We start from the raw sequence: 20,165 nt of genomic DNA, 5'->3' as shown, positions 1-20,165 counted from the left end.
CCCTTAAAAACCATTGTATCCAAAACGAGGAATCCAAGAAAGTCCCTTCCCTGTATATTCCTTCAGAAAGATAAGAAAAAGCCTCCTAACGATGGAGGCTCTTCATTAATTGTATTTCATTTTCTTCACCAATCGGTTTACTTGCTTTAAAATCTGTCTTCGCGTTAGAATTCCTGCAAATGTCCCTTTATTCTCCACCACACATATAAACGGATGATCGATTAACAATTCCAATGCTTCCTCAATGGCATCGTTCACATCAAGACATGGAATGTCACCGTTCATCACATCCTCAACCTTAATCTGGTCAAGCTTCTCAAACTCAATTCGCTCAAGTCCCATTATGACATCCATAATTTTGGGTGTACTAATCAAGCCCTGAAGCTTAAATGTATGGTCGAGAACAGGTATGGCCGTATACCCGCTTCTTGTCAGGACAAGAAGGGCATGTTCGAGATTATTACCCTTTTGGACATGTGCCACACGTTCAGACGATATCATCAAATCTTTGACAGCCAGTTCAAACCCATCTAATTTTTGTATTTCCAACATGGAAAAGAACCCCTTTATCTAGTCATCCATCATTAGCAGATGCTATTCTTGGCGGTGTTTTTTATGATTTTAGTGGCAGCATCCTTTTATGATGTTCATCGATCTAATTAGCTGTAGATTAACTCAAAAATCTCAATAGCGATCATATCAATATTATCAAATTGATATTTCAAAGTCTTCCCTTTGTCTTGGAAAATTTCCAACTCAAATGTTTCTGTTTTATCAAAGAAAGTGACTTGGCATTTCACCTGGCCTTCAACTTCAAACACACGTTGTGCTGTATCAGATACTTTCGCTTGCTCTTGCAAATTTTTTAATCGTGTAAGAATTCCTTGTAAACGTGACATATTTAATATATGCTCCTTTCGTGACTACCAACAAATAGTTTCTCTTAGGTATCCATCATTTATAGGATAGTGGAATAAGCCTTAATTGTACACCAAAAGTCTTTACTTATTCTTTGCCATTTATGTCAATGTGTTACCCAATTTAAGAGACTTACCCATTTTAACATAAAAACAATGGGATAAAAATTCCACTCACCTATTTTTTCATCCGGAATTTTTTGGTCAGATTCTTTCATATACCCCAAAGCCCTCTTTTCCATGTTACGATAAGCAAAGAGTAAAACGATGATTATAGAAAGGGGTTGAGCGTAGTGGAACCCATCCTATTCTTTACACAGCCCGGATGCCCGCCATGCGCCTTTGCAAAAAATTATTTTGATGAACACGGCATTGCCTATACATTACTTGATATCAAGAAGGATGCCAAAGCTCGAAAGACATTAATGAATCAATATGATTCCTATTCGACGCCTACCTTCGTCATTAATGGAGAAGTCATCATCGGCTTCGATCAAGAGCGGATTACCAAGGCGCTCGGTTAATTGGAAAAGCCACTCTGATCTTAGAGTGGCTTTCATGGTCATACCTTAGCAATTATTCGACTGATATCCATCCTAAGGAAGCAAATGGTGTAATGGATGCGTATTTGATGAATCCAAGCACGGTTCCCCAGATTCCGTCATCAGATTTAGTAACTTCTGATTGGTCGTTTTCACTCTTTTCAACCGTAGGATTATCACTTAATCCCTCGGGATCAAAGCTGATTTGATAGTCATCAATGGCCCATTCATTGTCTTCAAACGTCAGCCCAACGGCCTCATAATGTCCATCATAGCTTACAGGTCCTTCACTTGATTCTTCAAACCATTCATACACATACCATTTATCCCGCTCTATGTCATAGCCAAGCTTTGTGTTTTCATCATATGTAAAGAAAGGGATATAATAAAGGGCAAAATCAGTCCCGTAGGCAAGATATCCTTCCCCATCCATATTCTCCTTCACATTCATCTCAATAAAATCCTTTGTGTATTCCTTCGTAAAGTAACGCCCAAGGGATTCTTCTATCTCTTCCATGCTTCTTGGGTTTTCAGTTATGGCTAATTGGGCATCAAAAGCTTCCTGCAGGAAACGAAAGGCTTCCTCCTCACTTAATGGCCTGTCCGCTTTTACATTCAAAAGAGGAAAGACGATGAATATGGCTAAAGACGCAAGAAACGTTCGCAAAAGATGCTTCATTCTTCATCCTCCTATAGTGTAGGAATTTGTTCGTATAATTAGGCTATTCCCCATTTATGAAGGCCTTACACTTTTCATTAGAAAAAGATAGAGAACCCTTTCCTGCACCCTAAATCAGAAAGTATATTGCCGCAAATGTGATCCCCCATCCATCGAAATGCACTCTCCATTTATATATTGCGCCTGGTCCATAAAAAGGAAACAGGCAAGTTCAGCAATCTCTTCAGGTGTTCCAAGACGGCCAAGCGGGACATGCTCAATCGTCCTTTTTTCCGCCTCTTCAGATTGAAACAGTTTCCCCGCTCCTCCTGTACGCTCGATCGGACCCGGTGCAATGGCGTTAACTCTTATACCATATTTCCGCCCCCATTCTACAGCCAGTGTTCTTGTCATAGCGAGTACACCTGCTTTAGCCGAAGCAGAATGAACGACATGCGGTGCTGCATCCCAAGCATAAGTCGCAATCATATTCGTGATAGATCCTTTTATCTGATGGTCAATCCAGTATCTTCCGACAGCACTGCTGCAATAAAAGGTCCCATTTAACACAATATCAATAACAGCCTTCCACCCATTAGGAGATAAATCCTCTGATGGACAGATAAAATTCCCCGCTGCGTTATTGATCAGGAAATCCACAGTCCCAAAGGTACGCACGGTCTCTTCTACCATTTCGTTTACATCCTCCACCAGGCGGACGTCCATTTGAATGGTCAAGAGTTCTCCTTCTTTAGCGGCGATTTCTGCCTTTGCTGACTCCAGTCTTTCACGGTTTCTTCCCGTGATGACCACCTTCGCCCCTTCCGAGATGAATTTCTTTGCCATGGCTAAACCCATCCCGCTTGAACCACCGGTAATGATAACTACCTTCCCCTTCATCCTATCCCTCCATTATTGAGAATATTCAATTAATTTTACCACATTTTCATCCAAAAAAATGTAAGTTAATAAAATCCTAAATTCCGGCATAGATGAGCAATAGCTCTATTTATCTATTGACCTTCAAGGAAACAAAAAAACAGACGAATAACCAAATGGTCATCCGTCTGTTGGACTAATCGTATTTAAGGGAATTTCCCAATCACCTAAGAAGCTTTAATCATCTCATTAAATTTTGATAATGTGCTGATCAATGTCTGCTTCTTATGAATCCCTTTCCCGTTAACCTTTATACCATTTAACACAATAAATACTCGGCCTGTCTTGCCGTTCTGTTTAAAACCATAAATGTATACTTTAATCATCCCGAATTTTGAAGGAATATACAACATTTCATATTGCTTGCTTTTGCTTTTATTCATTTTCAACATCCTCATCTTTTAGACTTCGGGAAATGTACGTTGATGGTTAGCCTTCCACATGAAAAGCATAAGGGTTATTATTATAGTTTACCTTAAACCATCCTAATTTACCATAGATTGAGAGAAAGTCCTTCCTGCATTCGAATTACTTAACAAACCAAAGCCCTGCATGATAGGATGGGAAAGAATATAAAAAGCAAAATTGCGAAGAAAAGGGAAATGCCATGAAAACACTTTCAAGACGTTCTTTTCTAAAAAAAGGGGCGCTATATGGAGTTACCCTGCTCACTTCATTAGCGGGGGGAAGATACTATATGAAGGAAGTAGAACCTGATTGGGTTGAAATCAACCAGTATACATATTCGCATCTTCTGATTCCTCCTTCATTTAACCAAACCCGTATCGTCCAATTTAATGACACCCACATCGGATTTCAATATGACTTGACTGATCTAAAAAAGACCGTTCAAACTATTAACGATTTCAAGCCAGATTTAATTTGCTTTGCAGGGGATTTACTTGACAATCCGGATGAATATAGTGTCCCCTCAGAATTATATAGCCTTCTAAACTCTTTGAAAGCTCCTCTCGGAAAATACGCTGTCTACGGGAATCATGACCATGGAGGTTATGGAACAGAGCTTTATGAACAAACGATGGACAAATGCGGCTTTAAAGTACTAAAGAATGCTTCTGATATCGTTCAAAAGAACGGGGAAAGCATGCTGATTGCCGGTGTAGACGATTCTAGTCTTGGTGCACCAGATATCGCCCAAGCACTCTCTGGGAAACCAAGAAACCTGTTTACCCTTCTTTTATCCCATGCCCCAGATTATGCGAACGAAGCCGCTCGCTACCCCGTTCATTTGCAATTGAGCGGTCACAGCCACGGGGGACAAGTACAGATTCCCTTGGTAGGTCCATTGATTACACCGCCGCACGCTAAGGAATACAATGAAGGATTATACGAATTAAGCGATTCCTTCTCCCTCTATGTTAACCGAGGGTTAGGAACTACCAGGATTCCTTACCGTCTGCTATGCAGGCCTGAGATTACTGTCTTTGACCTTTATCATGGCGAAGCCGGCATGCAGCCCTCCGAAACATGAAACAGCAGGCGTTTCTAAAACGCCTGCCTATTATTTGAATGCTTGGCCCAGCCAATAGGCGGTCAAACACAGCATCACCGACCCTAGCAAGGACAAGAGAAGATAAACAGTAAGCGTGCTTAGCCTCTTCTCCTTCCAAAGCTGAACTGTTTCCACACTAAAGGTTGAGAAGGTTGTGAATGCACCTAAACATCCGGTAAAGATCAATCTGCCTTCTGGAGATGCTGCATTCAACCCAATCCCGGCCATGAGTCCAATTAAGAAGGAACCGGCTAAATTAATGAACAGCACTGCTGAAGGAAAGATAGAGGTTCTCCCTTTCATCCCTTCTGTTATTGCATATCGTATGAACGTGCCAATGAATCCTCCTAACATAACTGAAATCATTTGACTCCCCCCCTGCCTTTACGAAGTAAGGCAGCCGCCGCCAGCCCGCATAAGGCCATGCCGACCCCAATGAATAAGGTTAGCATCATATATAGAAGTGCAGCTGCAGGATCTGTATCCAAAAGTCTGACCGTCTCCAGGGCATATGTACTCATTGTGGTGAATCCGCCGCATAATCCGGTTCCCAGGAAAAGTTTTAAATTCGAAAATCTCTCGTCCCTAAATAAGGAAAAGGTCAAAAAGGCTAAAATAAAAGAGCCGATACTATTAATCAGAAATGTCGCCAAGGGGAAAACTGTATAAGGGATGATCTCATTCATTCCGTACCGAAGGCATGCGCCTATCGCTCCGCCCAGAGACGCTAGTAGACCATTCTTCATCATTTTATTCACTCACTTATGTATAAGATATGCATTTAGAATACTCATCCCTCATCAAAAAAGCAATAACCCTTCATTCATTAAGCAATTGGTGATAACTCGAGCGATGTTTTCCCTTTCATCCATTTGCTAGACACGGTATAATTATTAGTATCAAACTTAGTATTCACCGCTAAAATACACGAAAGAATAGAAAGGACAATTTATGAAAGAAACGAGAGGGAACAACCGATATCAAAAATCCTACTCGGCAGATGATTTGGCCGAAGCCATTTATTCTGTAAACAGGCATGCTAAAACAGCCTCAAATCCAAAATTTCTTTATCACTTAAAAAAGTGTTCATTAACCAAAATGCTGGAAGAAGGAAAAGCGAAGAAGCTTGGGCTTCAATTCTCCGATCACCCTCATCTCAGTTTCCAGCAGTCTGATGTGCTGATTGAATGCGGAAAGTATACCTTTCATATCCCCCCATGCAAAGGGGACTTTACGAATTTGCCACATTTAGGCCATCTATCAAAAAACATTCGTAATCCATCCTCAAAAATTCCTCTCTCTAAAGCCAAGCAGCGATTGATGATTTACACTGGCATTAAAGAGGAAAGCGAAGATACTGGAAGAAAACAGCACTCACCGCGTAAATACTATAAACCAACATTTGCACGGCTTGGAGAAAGCTATCCTTATACAGAGTGGAAAAAATAAGAACTGCTGATTTAATTGTTTCAGCAGTTCTATCCACCATGCTCTTTATTCCTTCCTCTCTTATATACTCTTGCCCGGAAAACCCACCCTTTCGCCTTAAAGAAAACCACCATTACAACAGCACTAATTCCCATTACGAGCATCACATACCAAAAACCGTGTTTCCATCCGGCCATTGGCATAAAAGAGAAATTCATACCGTATAGACCAGCGATAAAGCTGAGCGGCATAAAGATCGTCGTAATGATGGTGAGCGCCATGATTGTTTCATTCATATTATTGGAATTTACACTCATGTAATTATCGCGCAGGTCTGCTGAAAAATCCCGGTATCCCTCAATCATCTCCCGTAATTTCAAAAGATGGTCATACACATCATTAAAATAATATTGTTTCTCAGAAACAAGGGTCATTTTTTCCGTATGTGTAATGCGGTAAAGTAAATCATTCATCGGAAGTATGACCCTTCTAATTCTGAAAATAATCATCCTAAGATCATATAAATGATTCATCAATTCCTTAATGGAGAGCAAATCTGCATTTTCCTCCAGAGCATTCAGCCTTTCCTCGATATCATAGGCCTTTGGAAAATATTCATCGACTACCCTGTCTATCAATTGGTGCAGGATACCAATCGGGGTATCCTGCGATTGACCGAGAGCCGTTTCCCACACCTCATGTATTGCGTTAATTGTCATTTGATGATAAGTAATAATAAATTGCTTACTAACAAACAAATCTAGCTCGGCCATTAAATAATCCTCTTTAAGTGCATAGATGACAAGAAACATATAATCCTCAAAAAAATCGACTTTAGGCCGTTGATTGATAGCATCTAAGCAATCCTCCACTGCCAAGGGATGAAACTGATATTGGCTAAACAGTCTTGCTGCTTCCTCTTTTGTCGGAGACGAAAGATCCACCCAAACCCATTCATATTCGCCTAATTTCGAAAGGGAATAATCTGCCTCCTCGACCTTGCCGGATGGTGTCTTCCCCAGCATGCGATACATCTTAATTCCTCCAGACATCATCTGTTAGTTACTAGCGTCCCCAATCAAGCTGGATTTATTTTCATATAGAATCATGAATCAAATTCTGGATGGTGTACACGTAAATGAAGCAAATATATAATAGAAGGATACATACTAGAGAGGAGAACCAAAATGGAACACCTGATCAATCCAAAGGTTAAACAAATCGAAATTTCGGGCATCCGGAAGTTTTATAATCTTGTCTCAGAGATAGACGGGGTTCTGTCTTTCACGATTGGATTGCCGGATTTTCCTACCCCTTTGCATATTAAAGAGCAAGCGATAGAGGCAATCGAGAATGACATGACTACCTACACACATAACGCAGGCATGCTTACACTGCGCGAGGCTGCTGCTGCCTTTATGTCTGAGAAATATTCATTGGCCTATAATCCAAACAATGAGATTATCGTGACCGTAGGAGCAAGCCAGGCGATTGATATTGCTTTTCGCACCATTTTGAAAGAAGGGGATGAGGTCATCCTTCCAGGCCCTGTCTATCCTGGATATGAGCCGCTTATTAAGCTTGCAGGCGCAGTACCTGTTTATGCCGACACAACGGGTACATCCTTTAAAATGACCAAAGACGTAATTGCCCCTCTCTTAACAGAGAAGACAAAATGCGTTGTTCTCCCCTACCCTTCTAACCCGACCGGTGTTTCCTTGACCAAGGAAGAATTAACTGAAATTGCCGACCTGCTGAGAGGCCGGAATACCTTTGTTCTTGCAGATGAGATCTACAGCGAGCTTACTCTTGACCGAAAGCATATATCCATTGGTACAATCTTGAGAGAACAAACGATTATCATTAATGGGGTTTCCAAATCACATGCCATGACAGGCTGGAGAATTGGCTTTTTAATGGCTCCCGAAAGTATCGCCAAGCATATGCTTAAGGTTCATCAATACAACGTATCATGCGCTTCTTCCATATCACAAATGGCCGCACTTGAGGCGATGAAAAACGGCAAGAATGATGCTGTCATGATGAAAGAAGAATATCGAAATAGACGGGATTATGTTTATGGTCGCTTGGAGAAGATGGGATTAAGAACCGTCATGCCTGACGGAGCGTTCTACTTCTTTGTAGAGATCCCAGATGGTTTCAGCACCTCTCTTGATTTTGCGCTGGAATTAGTCCGCAAGAAGAAGGTTGCCGTTGTCCCAGGATCAGCTTTTTCTGAATATGGCGAGGGTTATTTCCGTTTTTCCTACGCTGTATCCATGGAGTCCCTTATAATAGGACTGGACCGGCTGGAACTATTTCTTGAAGGAAAATGAAAAAGGGGAGGAGCGTCTAAACGCTCCTCCCTTTCCTTATTCCTTTACTTCCAGTATTTATATAGAGCCTGTGTCCCTTTTTCTCCCAGACCTTCTTCTGCCAGCTCCTCATACAAGGATTTAGCGAGTGACACGCCTGGAAAATCAAGACCAAGCGCTTCACTTTCATCTAGGACAATCTTTAAATCTTTTATAAAATGCTTTATGTAAAATCCAGGCTCAAAATCGCCCTTTAAGATGCGCGGAGCAAGATTCGTCAACGAAAAGCTTCCTGCGGCACCCCCAGAAATACTCTTCAGCACTGTCTCAGGGTCCAAACCTGCCCTTTTAGCATAGACAAGTGATTCGCATACGCCAATCATCGTACCTGCAATGGCCATTTGGTTGCAAAGCTTTGTATGCTGGCCTGAGCCCGCAGACCCTTGATACTCAATATTCGTTCCCATTGTACGGAACAAAGGCGTAATCATGTCGAAATCTTTCTTCTCCCCTCCAACCATAATGGCGAGAGCACCATTTCTTGCACCGATATCTCCTCCAGATACAGGAGCATCAAGCACATGAATCCCCTTCTCCTTCCCGGCCGCAAATAGCTTCTTGGCAAGCTGTGGAGCAGAGGTAGTCATATCAATTAAATATGTACCAGCCTTAGCCTGATTAATTAATCCGTGTTCACCTAAATAGACTTCTTCCACATCTTTTGGGAACCCGACCATTGTGAGGATGATCTCTGCATTAACAGCCACATCTTGAACCGTATCTGCCCATCTCATTCCCTCTGTAATTAAATCTGCGCACTTTTCTTTTGTTCGTGAATAACCAATCAACGGGTAGCCAGCCTTCATAATATTCCTGGCCATGCTTTTGCCCATTACACCCAAACCTATAAAGCCAATTGTTTGTTTCTGCATCAATAAGCCCTCCAAAAGTACATCATCTTTCTTCTTCATTCTATCATATAGGGATAGAAATCAGCCGGCAAATAACCTTTATCCTTTAGGAAAACAAAAAAATCAACTGGTTTCCCAGTTGATTAAGAAAGGGGGGTCACTAAAAGCATGTTGCTGTTGTGTCCATACTTAAGTTACCCCTATTTTTCTTTTATCAAACACAAAAAGATCTTTTTACTAAAAATTATTTTTGTGCTGTTGCTTCCTTAACTAGTTCTACAGCTTGGGAAGCTGTTTGCATTTGTAAAGCTTTTGCTGCTAATTCTTGCATGTCTGTTAATGACAATGTTTTGATTTGAGAACGAGCACGAAGAATAGAAGTAGCACTCATTGAGAACTCATCTAATCCTAAGCCGACAAGAAGTGGAATCGCAAGCTCATCGCCCGCCATTTCTCCACACATGCCTGCCCATTTACCTTCTTTGTGTGCTGCATCAATAACCATCTTAACAAGACGAAGGATTGCAGGGTTATAAGGCTGGTATAAGTAAGAAACGCGTTCGTTCATACGGTCTGCAGCCATTGTGTATTGAATCAAGTCATTTGTTCCAATGCTGAAGAAGTCAACTTCTTTAGCGAATTGATCAGCGATAACAGCTGTGGAAGGAATTTCAACCATAATTCCAAGTTGGATGGAATCAGATACTTGAACACCTTCTTGAATCAATTTTGCTTTTTCTTCTTCAAGGAGTGCTTTCGCTTCACGGAATTCATCCAATGTAGCGATCATTGGGAACATGATACGCAAGTTTCCGTATACAGAGGCTCTCAAAAGCGCTCTCAATTGCGTTCTGAAAATACCTTTTTCTTCAAGGCATAGACGAATCGCACGGAAACCAAGGAATGGATTCATTTCTTTCGGAAGATCCAAGTATGGAAGCTCCTTATCGCCGCCGATGTCAAGTGTACGAACGACAACAGGTTTGCCCTCCATGCCTTCTAGAACAGCTTTGTAAGATTCAAATTGTTCGTCTTCAGAAGGAAGGTTTTCACGGCCCATGTATAAGAACTCAGTTCTGTATAAGCCTACAGCTTCCCCGCCGTTTGAGATAACGCCGGATAAATCATTCGGTGTACCGATGTTAGCTGCAAGCTCAACATGATGGCCATCAGCTGTAACAGTTTTCTCATTGACAAGTTTAGCCCATTCAAGCTTTTGCTGAGCATATGCATCAGCAGCTTTCTTGTATTCTTCAATCAATTCAGGCGTCGGATTGATGTGAACCTCACCTTTCAGACCATCAAGGATGATCATATCGCCATTTTGAATAGATTCAGTCGCTTGTTTTGTTCCAACAACCGCTGGAATTTCAAGGGAACGAGCCATGATAGCAGAGTGAGAAGTACGTCCGCCGATATCAGTTGTAAACCCTTTTACGAAATCTCTGTTAAGTTGAGCTGTATCAGAAGGTGTTAAATCCTCTGCCACAACGATTACTTCTTCAGAAATCATGCTTGGGTTAGGGATTTGAACGCCTAATAAGTGGCTGATTACACGCTTCGTAACGTCACGGATATCAGCTGCTCTTTCTTTCATATATTCATTATCCATTTGTTCGAACATCATAATGAACATGTCTGCCATTTCGCGCATCGCAAATTCAGCATTGATTTTTTCTGATTTTACTTTTTCTTTAACAGCACCAAGCAATTCAGGGTCATTTAAAACAAGGATGTGAGCGTCAAAGATAGCTGCTTTGTCTGCACCTTGTTCTACTTTTACCTTCTCGCGAATTGATTCCAATTCAGATTGGGCTTTATTTACAGCGCTATCAAGACGCTCCATTTCAGCCTTCTCATCTGTGATGGATTTCTTGCTAACAGTTAAATCAGGTTCAATTAAACGATAAGCTTTTGCTATGACAATCCCATTTGATGCCGCTATTCCGTTTAACATCGTTGTCATTACTTAGCCAAACCTTCTTTAACTAAAGTTTCTTCGATTGCGTTTAATGCATCTTGCTCATCGCTGCCTTCTGCAGAGATTGTGATGTCAGCGCCAGCGCCGATACCTAGAGACATAACACCCATGATAGACTTCAAGTTAACTTTCTTTTCTTTATATTCTAAGTTAATGTCAGAGTTGAATTTACCTGCAGTTTGAACAAGCAAAGTTGCTGGACGTGCATGAATTCCTGTTTCGTCGATTACGTGAAAAGATTTTTGTACCAAAATAATCAAGCTCCTTTATTAATTAATTTCATTTCAGGCCAATATAATTTCTAGCTGCTACATCTTTATGTGATTTTACCCAAATTCTACGGGTTCTATGTACAAAGCGTCTAGCAGTCGAAAATTTCGTCCCTTTTATGTGATAGGAGAGGTTGTATCCCATCACATAAAATGTACCGAAAATCGACAAAGAGTTCAACGCTTTTATTTATGGAGGAAAAAATTTCTTCCACCATGCTGCTTATCATTGGGATTGAGTTTTCTATCGATGTTCATAATCGGAGACATACATAAAACATCCAATTAAGCATGTCACACGTTTCCCGCGAAATGGTATGTCATTCATATTTATAGCGAACAAGGAAATCAGTCACATGGCAAGTAGCCGTGCGGCCTTTTTAATTTTACACTAGATGAACAGAATAAAACAACTAGGAGAAATGCACTTTTAATCCTATTTGCGCAAAAATCCACTTATCGTTCATAAATCATTTTCTTTGTCATCCCGCCGTCAACGATTATATTTTCTCCATTAATGAAATCATTGCTGGAATCACTTAGAAATAGACATAATCTGGCTATATCTTCAGGTTTCCCGACCCTTTTAGAGAAATGCTGTTCATGATCGATGTCTCGTAAATGATCATACTCCTTTGTCTCTATCCAGCCTGGACTAATAGAATTAACCCGGATTTGTCTTTCGGCCAAGGAGGCGCTTAAAGCATGCGTCAAGGCAATGATTCCTCCTTTCGTTGCCGCATAGGCTTCTGAATCAGGTTCAGATTGGAACGCTTTTGTCGATGCAATGTTGATTATGCATCCTTTCTCGTTCATCAATTTTGCCCCCTCCCGTGCGAACAAAAATACAGACCGCAAATTAGACTGAATGATTCGGTCCCACTGCTCCGTTGTCATTTCAAGCAAGGGAACAAATGTGGATACACCTGCATTATTAATTAGCACATCCAGCCGTCCGTACTGCTTCCGAATATATTCCATTACCTCAAGCACCGTATCCTCTTCACCAACATCCCCGGCAATGAAATGCGCATCCAAATGAGCCTCCTTCATTGAGTCAATTGCTGCTTCACCGCCTTTTTGGTCACGATCCACCAAAACGACACTCGCCCCAGTTCTACCATACTGAATCGCAATCTCTCTTCCGATTCCATTGGCCGCTCCTGTAACCAATACAACTACATCTTTATTCTCCATTTCTTCACCTCTGAACAATAATTGTTTCAATTTCTCCAATAATTCATATTTGAAGGCCTTTTTGCGCATAAACAACTTATTTATCTGTTTAAATGATTCAATTTCATCAATAACGCTGTCTTATTTCATCATTTCCCCTTTTTACACGTATTCAAATCCTCTGTACCTTAATAGATACCCGGGAATAAAACGAGGTCGCTCCTCAGGCAGGCTGGTTTTCTAATAATGGAGGAATTCGAAAAAATTGCAGAGCAGTACACCCCGCTCATCCATCACATGATTAAACGGTTAAATATCTATAGAGATAAAGATGAATTTATACAAATAGGATTGATTGCTCTATGGGAGGCAAGTAAGGCCTATGATTCCGCAAAAGGGCAATTCATGTCCTACGCATTCATGACCATAAAGGGAAGAATGCTGTCTCATATGCAGAAATCAAACAAAATTCAAATGCGCGAACAGTTGAAGGAAGCTGGAATGGATCATCTTATTCAAGACGAAGAAATGATGCACATGCTCGATTGGCTCATTCCTAAGGCCTTTCTCGAGACCTTAACATCAAATCAAAGCTGCTGGCTTATCCATCACATTCAATATGGTAAAACTACCCGTGAAATCGCAGCAGACTGTCAAACGACAACCGCCTCCGTCAAATCATGGAAACGAATAACCATCAAAAAGTTACAAGCCTACTATAGGCAGCATCCTGAGGCATTTTAACCCGCAAAAATGGCCAATGATGATTCCTTTCATCATTGGCCTGTTGCTGCTAGCTCCTCGGTTCCTCCAAATATTCATACGTAACACTGCCCCCAAGATGAGCAATCCCTCGAAAATGCTTAAAATCATTCCGTTTCACCAAGACCGATCGAAAGGCAAGAAAATCCTCCTTGCTTACATCCAACTGGGTTAATTCCCCACTCTTCAATTGCTCGAAAAGACGTTCAATTTCTTCTTGATTCATTCCTCTGACAACTCCTTTTATGTGATTCCATCATACATTTTTTTAAATAGGGGGTTCAAGTTGTTTTAACTTTTGAATAATTATCAAAAAATTCCTTTTAATGACTTACAATTTTTGAATTTTATACTATAATGACAATAATAATCCGCTTAACGGTAAAAACAAGCATATAAAGTAAAGAAATGACGGATTAGACTTCATGCTTTAATGATTTCCATATAAACTCTAGAAAAGGTGTGAATAGAATGAATAAAGCCAATGTAGGAAATATCATTGAATTCCGTGATGGCTTGCGCGGAATTGTCGAAAAAGTGAATGAAAATTCCGTTATTGTCGATTTAACCTTAATGGAGAACTACCGGGACCTTGAGCTTGAAGAAAAAACGGTCGTTAACCATAAAAACTATACGATTGTAAACGAGCTGTAAAACGGGACATTATGTCTCGTTTTTTTCGTACATGCCGCTCTCTTTCTATTTAAAGAAAACTTCGCTATAATTAAAACCGATTCCTTTTTGGAACCTTTCAATAAGCTCCTCCTCTGGCAGAGAGCAGAACAGAAAGCAGGTTTAGTATTATGATAGTAAAAAGTGATAAAGATTTAGAAGGCCTAAAGGCAATCGGTGCGATTGTATCCCGCGTTAGGGAAACAATGAAAAGCGCAACCGTACCTGGCATAACGACCCTTGAACTGGATCAGCTCGCCAAACAATTATTTGATGAAACCGGGGCTATTTCCGCTCCTAAAAATGAGTATGACTTCCCCGGCTATACATGCATCAGCGTAAATGAGGAAGTTGCTCACGGAATACCTGGAAAGCGCGTCATCAATGAAGGCGACTTAGTCAATATTGACGTTTCAGCCGTCTTAGATGGATACTACGCGGATACAGGCATCTCCTTCATGGTAGGTCAATCTGATGAACAGATTGACAAACTATGCCAATGTGCCGTTGAAGCTTTTAACAACGGAATCTCAAAGGCAAAAGCAGGCTCTAAGAAAAACCTGATAGGCAAGGCCGTTTTCAACACCGCTCGTGCCAATGGCTTCAATGTCATCAAAAACCTGACTGGCCATGGCATCGGCAGAAGCTTGCATGAAAGCCCTGATCATATCCTTAACTATTTTGATCCTTGGGACAGCGAATTGCTCCATGAGGGGACAGTCCTTGCGGTAGAACCCTTCATCTCCACGAAAGCATCCATGGTAACAGAGCTTGGAGATGGATGGACCTATGTCACAAAGGATAAAAGCTTGGTCGCACAATGCGAGCACACCATTATTGTCACGAAAAATGAACCAATCATCCTAACTTTATAATAAACAGCGAAAAGAGAAGGAATCCCTTCTCTTTTCTTTCTGTCATATAATTATGATTCAACGAACAGGAGGAAAAGCATGAAGAATGCAGCCAAGGACCATCCACTTCTGCTTTGCTTATGTCTTGCTTATTTGCTTTTATTCATTTCTTATCTAGATTTATCGAAATTCTGGTTTACCTATACGGCAGCCATGACCCTGTTAATGACACTTTCCTTCCTTATCGAACACCCGGACAGTCAAAAGCAGCCCTTAAGAAATAGCCTTCTATACGGCAGCCTTTCTGGCGCTCTTATGTATGGCATTACATGGACGGCAAGTAAATGGCTCCCGTTGCTCTATCCTCCGCTTCAGATTCAGCTGGAGGATTTATATCGCCTTCTTTCCCCGGCTTCAGCATGGCAATACGCTGTCTTGATTTTGCTGATTATTCCGGGTGAGGAGATTTTCTGGAGAGGGTTTGTCCAGAGGAAGATTCACGGTCATATAACGACCATCCCTTCTGTCCTGCTCGCCGCCCTTCTTTATACATTGCCTCTTGCTTTCTCAGGCAATATACTGCTCTTACTCGCCGGCATTGGCGGCGGATTATTATGGGGTACCCTGTATGCCTGGAAGAAGAACCTCCAAATGGTCATTATCTCTCACCTACTATTTGACCTGCTTCTTCTAGCTGTCTTTCCGCTTCAATAATCTCATTCCTTCTTTACCGTCAACAGAACTAAGAAGGATAAACTTATATAACCAAACAATGGATATAGGTAAGAAATTAACGGGCCATAATCGAATTGGCCAATCAGGAGGCAGAAACTTAATACGAAGACATAAAGTGACCATGAGGGCAGCCCGGTCACTTTCTTTAATTGCCGCTCAAGCCCAAAGGCATTGCCAATAAGCGAGGTAAAGATCTCACCGAAGATAATGAACAAATATAATCCGTACAAATAGGGGGCAATGGACTTCATGACATAGGCCGTGGGGATATTAATCTCTCCAATCCCACTGACAGATGATAAGGAAATATGACAGCTTAGAAGAACGAGCGCTAACAGGACTCCCCCTAGATTGGCTCCTCTTCTAATCAGTTTCTCATCCCCAATCTCTGTCGCCAACGGAACAAGTACAGCTTGTGTCAAAGCAAGATTGAAGGCCGTATAGGAAAACGGGGACAAGAAAGCCTTCATGCTCACAAAGTCAGGGATATGCACTAAATGGGCAGCCCCCTTTAATGTAAAAAGGGAAACCACCATTAAAATGATATTAAACATGACCATAGCCGGCACAACAAATGTATTAATGGAGAGGAGTCCATGTACACCCCAGCTCATAACAACCACTGCCAAAAAGGCTGTAAACACCATTCCGCCCATTTTGGAGAACCCAAGCTGTTCCTCAAAAAGGCCTCCCGCTCCAGCCATCATGACTCCTGTCACCCCAATGAGCATAAACATAACAATTACATTAATAAAAAGGGCCAAACGTTTCCCGAATAGCCACGCATTGAATTCCATATAATTTTTCAAATCATACTTGAGGGCAATCACCATCATCTTTCTGCCCAGACTGATAAATATATATCCAGCTAAAATAATGCCAAGCAGCCCGTAAGATCCGTATTTCGTAAAGAATTCATAAATTTCCTTACCGGTGGCAAAGCCTGCCCCTATTACCGTCCCAACATATACGGCAGCTACCTGGAATACGCTCATCCATTGTTTTTTCAAACTTGTCCCTCCTCTGCCTATAGACACTTTATGCTGGAGAAGGACTGTTATGTATAGAACTGGAAAAAAATCAATCATACCCCTGAGCTAAGCTATTAGATGAAAAAAAGGACTGAATCTTTTCCATTCAATCCTTTTTCGTGAACGATTATTTAGCTGGTGCAGCTTGGCCAATTTTTTTCATGCACTCAATGGCAATCGCTTTTTCTTCATCTGATAAGACGCTCATAATCTCTTCAATCCGCTCTTGATGAGCTGGGAAGATTCCTTCGAGGAATTCCGTCCCCTCTTCAGTGATTTGTGCATAGGTCACCCTTCTGTCATTAGGGCAGGCAACCCTTTTCAGAAGTCCCTTCTTCTCCAGCTTATCGACCACATAGGTGATGCTGCCGCTTGCCAGGAGAATTTTATCCCCGATGTGCTGTAAGGGCTGCTCACCTTTATGATAGAGAAGCTCAAGTACAGCAAATTCAGTTGGGTTGACCCCTTCTTTTTGAATATATTTATTCGTGTAATCATTAATCGCTCTGTAGGCTTTAGACATCACCACAAAGAGTTTTAGTGATTGATTTGGTTCGACCATTTCCTCTTACCCTCCGAATTCGTTTTTCTTCAAGAATCTCGATTTGCGTTATTATACTTCTAAACTAAACAAAAGTAAATTATTTATCGGTAAAAAGGATGAGGAAAGTAAATGCGGCCCACCTGTCACGTTTATGACGGCCAGCCTGTTTTGAGGTTCATTTCGAGGCGGAATGCCTTAACGCAAAAGCCGATTAGCAGTCAGGTCCAGCAAAGTATGGACTCAAGGCTGCATTACGTACGCTTATATTTCATTCTTGTATATTGATTGATTAACTGGTCAAGCTGTCTGCTTAATTGGATTGTCCCTTGATCTAAATACCCATATTCAGAAGCATAGCTGATCATCTTCTCTCTCGCGATGTTAATATCTGCTTCTAGAGTAACAAAGTTCGCTTGTTTCACGACGTTTCCTCCTATGCAATCTTTCTGTATGGATTATGCCAAAATTCCAAATAAATGTAAATCAATAACCATGATAATTCATTAAATTGTAATTTCTTAAGATAAAGGACATGAAATGAACCTCCTTGTCGAAAGAAGGTTCTCACGTTATTCATGGAAGATTGGAAGATAGATTTGAAAGAGGGTCCCCTCCCCTTCCTTACTCGTCACTTCTATCCAGCCTTCGTGCTCTTCAATAATTTTATAGGTAACCATTAACCCAAGGCCGGTTCCTTTTTCCTTCGTCGTATAAAAGGGTTCGCCCAGTTTCTTTAAGACTGACTTCGGTATGCCGATGCCATGATCCTGGATGGATATTAAGATATGGTTATCAAAAAAAGGTTCTGTGGAAACATCAATCGTTCCACCGCCAGGCATCGCTTCGATAGCATTTTTCAGGAGATTAATAAAGACCTGCTTCAATTGATTGGCTTCACAATGCACCAGTGGCAGCTCACCATAGTTCGTCTGAAACTGGATATTCAGCATCGCTGCCTGAGCACTCAATAATTCAAGTGTTTCGCTTAATACGGTATTTACTTGTTTAATTTGATAGGATACAGCTTGAGGCTTAGCTAATATCAGAAAATCGGTAATAATGGTTTCAATCCGCTGTAATTCAGATGTGATAACCTGAAAATAACTGGCATAATCGCCCTTCAAACTGCCCTCAAGCAATTGAATAAAGCCCTTCAGCGCTGTCATTGGGTTTCTAATTTCATGAGCAATCCCTGCGGCTAGCTCTCCCACTACATTTAATGTATCAGATTTCTTTAATTGTTCCTCCATCTTAAGCTTATCCGTTATATCACGAAAAACGGTCAAATGCATTCCCTTCATAATATCCGGGCGGGAGAGAAAATCCAATTGCTTCGTCTGACCATCCTTACAGGTCAACTCACAAACAAAATTATGCTGTGTATTCTTAGCCATTAAAGAAAGATGACGCTGCAGATGCTTCTTCTGATTTGAATCAAGGTCAAAAATCTCTTGAAAGGTTTGGCCAATCATCCCCTCTGACGGCAGCCCGATAATATCAGATGCCGGAGCATTTACGTCAATAATCCGGCCGTCCTCCCGCCAAATAAGGAGTCCATCAAATGTCCCATCAAAGATTCTGCGAAACTTTTGGTGGAACAAAAAGCAGTCATCTTCATATGGATAGATTCCATGCGGCATCTTGCAAAGTAACAGATTGTACTCAGAATCCTTGATGGGCTTGTTCGTAATTTCAATAAGCTTTGCCTTTCCATCAGGCCATCTGCAGTACGTTTCAAATGACCAATTCTCAGCTGTATTTTGCAGCATTTCATCTAGCTCCCCAGCTTGCAGTACAAGATCCCGTATATGAAGTTTCATCATTTCTGACCTTGGATAACCGAATAGCATGCTGGCCTGTTCATTGACACGGATAATCTGACCATCCCTTTGAACAATTAAGACAGCTCCATCAACCTGTGTAGATATTTCTTCTATTAAATGGATAACCGAATGCGTAATTGCCGGCTTTTGAGCCTCAGCAAACACCGTATAATATAATCCGCTATGCAAATTATAGCTTGCCATATACTCATACCTTGTGGATACTCCCCTAATTTCCACATAAAAAAAACCTTTGCATTCCTTGCTTGTTCTTAAATTCCCTAAGTTATCCAGGAAGGATTGGGCACTCTCTTCCTTCATAAGTCTAAGAAAACTATTCCCGAGCAATTCATACTGTTCCTTTTCCAGCAAGGCTGCAAATGCCTCATTTGCATCTACTATAGTGCCTTTGCCATTATGAATGACAATATTATGGCTAAGACCGTTGATTAAGTCAGCATACAAATTTTGATTGCCGATTGTTGAAGGAAGAAGATTATTGTCGCTGACCATCAACATGTAAATAAATTTTTCAGGGTTTCCAAGCTCTTCCTTGCCGTCTGCCGCAGCAAAAATTTCAATCTCAAGAGGGTGTGAGGCATGCAGAAAGGTTGTCCATTTATCAAAGGAATAACCATGCTGGTTTAGTTTCTTCACTTGAAATTTCACCAATTCACTGGAAACATCATGAAAGAAATCTTTTAAATTCCGCGGCCGGTCGACTTGGCCTAATTGCTGATACAGCTTGCTCGCCCTTGTATTTAAAGAAAGGATATTTAATTCCTTATCCGTCATAATTATGGCTTCTGAATGGAATTGGTAAAAGTTCTCCCATAATTGAATCTCTGTTTTTAGCCTTTGATTATCCTCTTTGATTTGGTGGTTCAACCCCTCATCTAGATTCATCATTTGACCATCACTCAAGACAATCCTCCTTTTCGCTTCCGACATTCATCCCTTTATAATTCTACAAAATCCTGACAATTCCTTTTCTTTTTGAAAACATTGTGACAAACGGTCAAAATTTCCCATATCCTTTAGAAATAAGAGATGTTCTGACGCCTTTACCTAAAGCGGGTCTATTGAACTTCGAAC

Annotated in this window: 25 protein-coding genes; 8 read left to right on the top strand and 17 right to left on the bottom strand. The window is 41.0% G+C overall.

Annotation, left to right across the window (positions count from 1 at the left end; genetic code table 11):
* Window positions 1-105: 105 nt before the first annotated feature.
* Window positions 106-552 carry a cyclic-di-AMP-binding protein CbpB gene (cbpB, locus tag ACY8DX_RS06710; RefSeq protein WP_049671571.1) on the bottom strand — a complete coding sequence of 149 codons (447 nt, stop codon included), beginning with the start codon at window positions 550-552 and terminating at the stop codon, window positions 106-108.
* A gap of 107 nt (window positions 553-659) precedes the next feature.
* A complete protein-coding gene (locus tag ACY8DX_RS06705; RefSeq protein WP_049671572.1) occupies window positions 660-899 on the bottom strand; it encodes a YkuJ family protein in 240 nt (79 codons plus the stop codon).
* Between the two features lie 311 nt (window positions 900-1,210).
* On the opposite strand from ACY8DX_RS06705, the gene ACY8DX_RS06700 reads away from it, so the two are divergent.
* The gene (locus ACY8DX_RS06700; protein ID WP_049671573.1) at window positions 1,211-1,441 is read left to right on the top strand and encodes a glutaredoxin family protein; all 231 of its coding nucleotides are present in this window, start codon (window positions 1,211-1,213) and stop codon (window positions 1,439-1,441) included.
* Between the two features lie 52 nt (window positions 1,442-1,493).
* Here ACY8DX_RS06700 and ACY8DX_RS06695 read toward each other — a convergent pair whose 3' ends face one another.
* The 3 genes from ACY8DX_RS06695 to ACY8DX_RS06685 all read right to left on the bottom strand — a co-directional run bounded on the left by ACY8DX_RS06695 (window position 1,494) and on the right by ACY8DX_RS06685 (window position 3,439).
* Window positions 1,494-2,138: a DUF3993 domain-containing protein gene (locus tag ACY8DX_RS06695; RefSeq protein WP_439802850.1), complete on the bottom strand. Its 645-nt coding sequence runs from the start codon at window positions 2,136-2,138 to the stop codon at window positions 1,494-1,496.
* A 114-nt stretch (window positions 2,139-2,252) separates the two neighbouring features.
* A complete protein-coding gene (fadH, locus tag ACY8DX_RS06690) occupies window positions 2,253-3,017 on the bottom strand; it encodes a 2,4-dienoyl-CoA reductase (RefSeq protein ID WP_439802849.1) in 765 nt (254 codons plus the stop codon).
* A 206-nt stretch (window positions 3,018-3,223) separates the two neighbouring features.
* A complete protein-coding gene (locus ACY8DX_RS06685) occupies window positions 3,224-3,439 on the bottom strand; it encodes a hypothetical protein (protein ID WP_049671576.1) in 216 nt (71 codons plus the stop codon).
* 314 nt (window positions 3,440-3,753) lie between these two features.
* Here ACY8DX_RS06685 and ACY8DX_RS06680 point away from each other — a divergent pair, with 314 nt between their 5' ends.
* A complete protein-coding gene (locus ACY8DX_RS06680; protein WP_231589534.1) occupies window positions 3,754-4,548 on the top strand; it encodes a metallophosphoesterase in 795 nt (264 codons plus the stop codon).
* Between the two features lie 30 nt (window positions 4,549-4,578).
* Here the strand turns inward: ACY8DX_RS06680 and crcB are convergent, their stop codons facing one another.
* Together crcB and ACY8DX_RS06670 are read right to left on the bottom strand one after the other, a co-directional pair.
* Complete coding sequence (crcB, locus tag ACY8DX_RS06675; protein ID WP_439802848.1) at window positions 4,579-4,935, bottom strand: fluoride efflux transporter CrcB; 357 nt, start codon at window positions 4,933-4,935, stop codon at window positions 4,579-4,581.
* Window positions 4,932-5,255: a fluoride efflux transporter FluC gene (locus ACY8DX_RS06670; protein WP_462406903.1), complete on the bottom strand. Its 324-nt coding sequence runs from the start codon at window positions 5,253-5,255 to the stop codon at window positions 4,932-4,934. Before ACY8DX_RS06670 ends, crcB begins: the two co-directional genes overlap by 4 nt.
* 265 nt (window positions 5,256-5,520) lie before the next feature.
* Between ACY8DX_RS06670 and ACY8DX_RS06665 the strand changes: the two genes are divergently transcribed.
* Window positions 5,521-6,018 carry a YkyB family protein gene (locus ACY8DX_RS06665; RefSeq protein WP_462406440.1) on the top strand — a complete coding sequence of 166 codons (498 nt, stop codon included), beginning with the start codon at window positions 5,521-5,523 and terminating at the stop codon, window positions 6,016-6,018.
* 29 nt (window positions 6,019-6,047) lie between these two features.
* Here the strand turns inward: ACY8DX_RS06665 and corA are convergent, their stop codons facing one another.
* Window positions 6,048-7,031 carry a magnesium/cobalt transporter CorA gene (gene corA / locus ACY8DX_RS06660; protein ID WP_462406439.1) on the bottom strand — a complete coding sequence of 328 codons (984 nt, stop codon included), beginning with the start codon at window positions 7,029-7,031 and terminating at the stop codon, window positions 6,048-6,050.
* Between the two features lie 153 nt (window positions 7,032-7,184).
* On the opposite strand from corA, the gene ACY8DX_RS06655 reads away from it, so the two are divergent.
* The gene (locus ACY8DX_RS06655; protein ID WP_462406438.1) at window positions 7,185-8,333 is read left to right on the top strand and encodes an aminotransferase A; all 1,149 of its coding nucleotides are present in this window, start codon (window positions 7,185-7,187) and stop codon (window positions 8,331-8,333) included.
* Between the two features lie 44 nt (window positions 8,334-8,377).
* Here the strand turns inward: ACY8DX_RS06655 and ACY8DX_RS06650 are convergent, their stop codons facing one another.
* The 4 genes from ACY8DX_RS06650 to ACY8DX_RS06635 all read right to left on the bottom strand — a co-directional run bounded on the left by ACY8DX_RS06650 (window position 8,378) and on the right by ACY8DX_RS06635 (window position 12,709).
* Complete coding sequence (locus ACY8DX_RS06650) at window positions 8,378-9,283, bottom strand: NAD(P)-dependent oxidoreductase (protein WP_462406437.1); 906 nt, start codon at window positions 9,281-9,283, stop codon at window positions 8,378-8,380.
* Between the two features lie 184 nt (window positions 9,284-9,467).
* Entirely contained in the window at window positions 9,468-11,189 is a 1,722-nt protein-coding gene (ptsP, locus tag ACY8DX_RS06645; RefSeq protein WP_049671583.1) for a phosphoenolpyruvate--protein phosphotransferase, read from the bottom strand.
* Window positions 11,189-11,455, bottom strand: coding sequence for a phosphocarrier protein HPr (locus tag ACY8DX_RS06640; RefSeq protein WP_049671584.1), 267 nt, complete (start codon window positions 11,453-11,455; stop codon window positions 11,189-11,191). Before ACY8DX_RS06640 ends, ptsP begins: the two co-directional genes overlap by 1 nt.
* Before the next feature lie 474 nt (window positions 11,456-11,929).
* Window positions 11,930-12,709: an SDR family NAD(P)-dependent oxidoreductase gene (locus tag ACY8DX_RS06635; RefSeq protein ID WP_462406436.1), complete on the bottom strand. Its 780-nt coding sequence runs from the start codon at window positions 12,707-12,709 to the stop codon at window positions 11,930-11,932.
* A 186-nt stretch (window positions 12,710-12,895) separates the two neighbouring features.
* Here ACY8DX_RS06635 and ACY8DX_RS06630 point away from each other — a divergent pair, with 186 nt between their 5' ends.
* Window positions 12,896-13,393 (top strand): sigma-70 family RNA polymerase sigma factor, encoded by a 498-nt coding sequence (locus ACY8DX_RS06630; RefSeq protein ID WP_049671585.1) that lies wholly within the window; start codon window positions 12,896-12,898, stop codon window positions 13,391-13,393.
* A 49-nt stretch (window positions 13,394-13,442) separates the two neighbouring features.
* On the opposite strand, the gene ACY8DX_RS06625 is transcribed toward ACY8DX_RS06630, so the two are convergent.
* The gene (locus ACY8DX_RS06625; RefSeq protein WP_049671586.1) at window positions 13,443-13,637 is read right to left on the bottom strand and encodes a hypothetical protein; all 195 of its coding nucleotides are present in this window, start codon (window positions 13,635-13,637) and stop codon (window positions 13,443-13,445) included.
* Between the two features lie 245 nt (window positions 13,638-13,882).
* On the opposite strand from ACY8DX_RS06625, the gene ACY8DX_RS06620 reads away from it, so the two are divergent.
* The 3 genes from ACY8DX_RS06620 to ACY8DX_RS06610 all read left to right on the top strand — a co-directional run bounded on the left by ACY8DX_RS06620 (window position 13,883) and on the right by ACY8DX_RS06610 (window position 15,651).
* A complete protein-coding gene (locus ACY8DX_RS06620; protein ID WP_049671587.1) occupies window positions 13,883-14,065 on the top strand; it encodes a YkvS family protein in 183 nt (60 codons plus the stop codon).
* A 149-nt stretch (window positions 14,066-14,214) separates the two neighbouring features.
* Window positions 14,215-14,958: a type I methionyl aminopeptidase gene (gene map / locus ACY8DX_RS06615; protein ID WP_049671588.1), complete on the top strand. Its 744-nt coding sequence runs from the start codon at window positions 14,215-14,217 to the stop codon at window positions 14,956-14,958.
* Window positions 14,959-15,036: 78 nt separating this feature from the next.
* Complete coding sequence (locus tag ACY8DX_RS06610; RefSeq protein ID WP_462406435.1) at window positions 15,037-15,651, top strand: CPBP family glutamic-type intramembrane protease; 615 nt, start codon at window positions 15,037-15,039, stop codon at window positions 15,649-15,651.
* A 2-nt stretch (window positions 15,652-15,653) separates the two neighbouring features.
* Here the strand turns inward: ACY8DX_RS06610 and ACY8DX_RS06605 are convergent, their stop codons facing one another.
* From ACY8DX_RS06605 to ACY8DX_RS06590, 4 genes are all read right to left on the bottom strand, one after another.
* Window positions 15,654-16,682, bottom strand: a complete 1,029-nt coding sequence (locus tag ACY8DX_RS06605) for a YkvI family membrane protein (protein ID WP_231589535.1) — start codon at window positions 16,680-16,682, stop codon at window positions 15,654-15,656.
* Window positions 16,683-16,830: 148 nt separating this feature from the next.
* Window positions 16,831-17,265, bottom strand: a complete 435-nt coding sequence (locus ACY8DX_RS06600) for a MarR family winged helix-turn-helix transcriptional regulator (RefSeq protein WP_049671590.1) — start codon at window positions 17,263-17,265, stop codon at window positions 16,831-16,833.
* Between the two features lie 233 nt (window positions 17,266-17,498).
* Window positions 17,499-17,669 (bottom strand): aspartyl-phosphate phosphatase Spo0E family protein, encoded by a 171-nt coding sequence (locus ACY8DX_RS06595; RefSeq protein WP_082197145.1) that lies wholly within the window; start codon window positions 17,667-17,669, stop codon window positions 17,499-17,501.
* Between the two features lie 147 nt (window positions 17,670-17,816).
* A complete protein-coding gene (locus ACY8DX_RS06590; RefSeq protein WP_462406434.1) occupies window positions 17,817-19,994 on the bottom strand; it encodes a PAS domain S-box protein in 2,178 nt (725 codons plus the stop codon).
* Between the last annotated feature and the right edge of the window lie 171 nt (window positions 19,995-20,165).

The sequence above is a fragment of the Gracilibacillus sp. Marseille-QA3620 genome (assembly GCF_054950035.1).
Note: the sequence above shows the minus strand (reverse complement) of the source record. Positions and strands in the feature narration are given on the sequence as shown.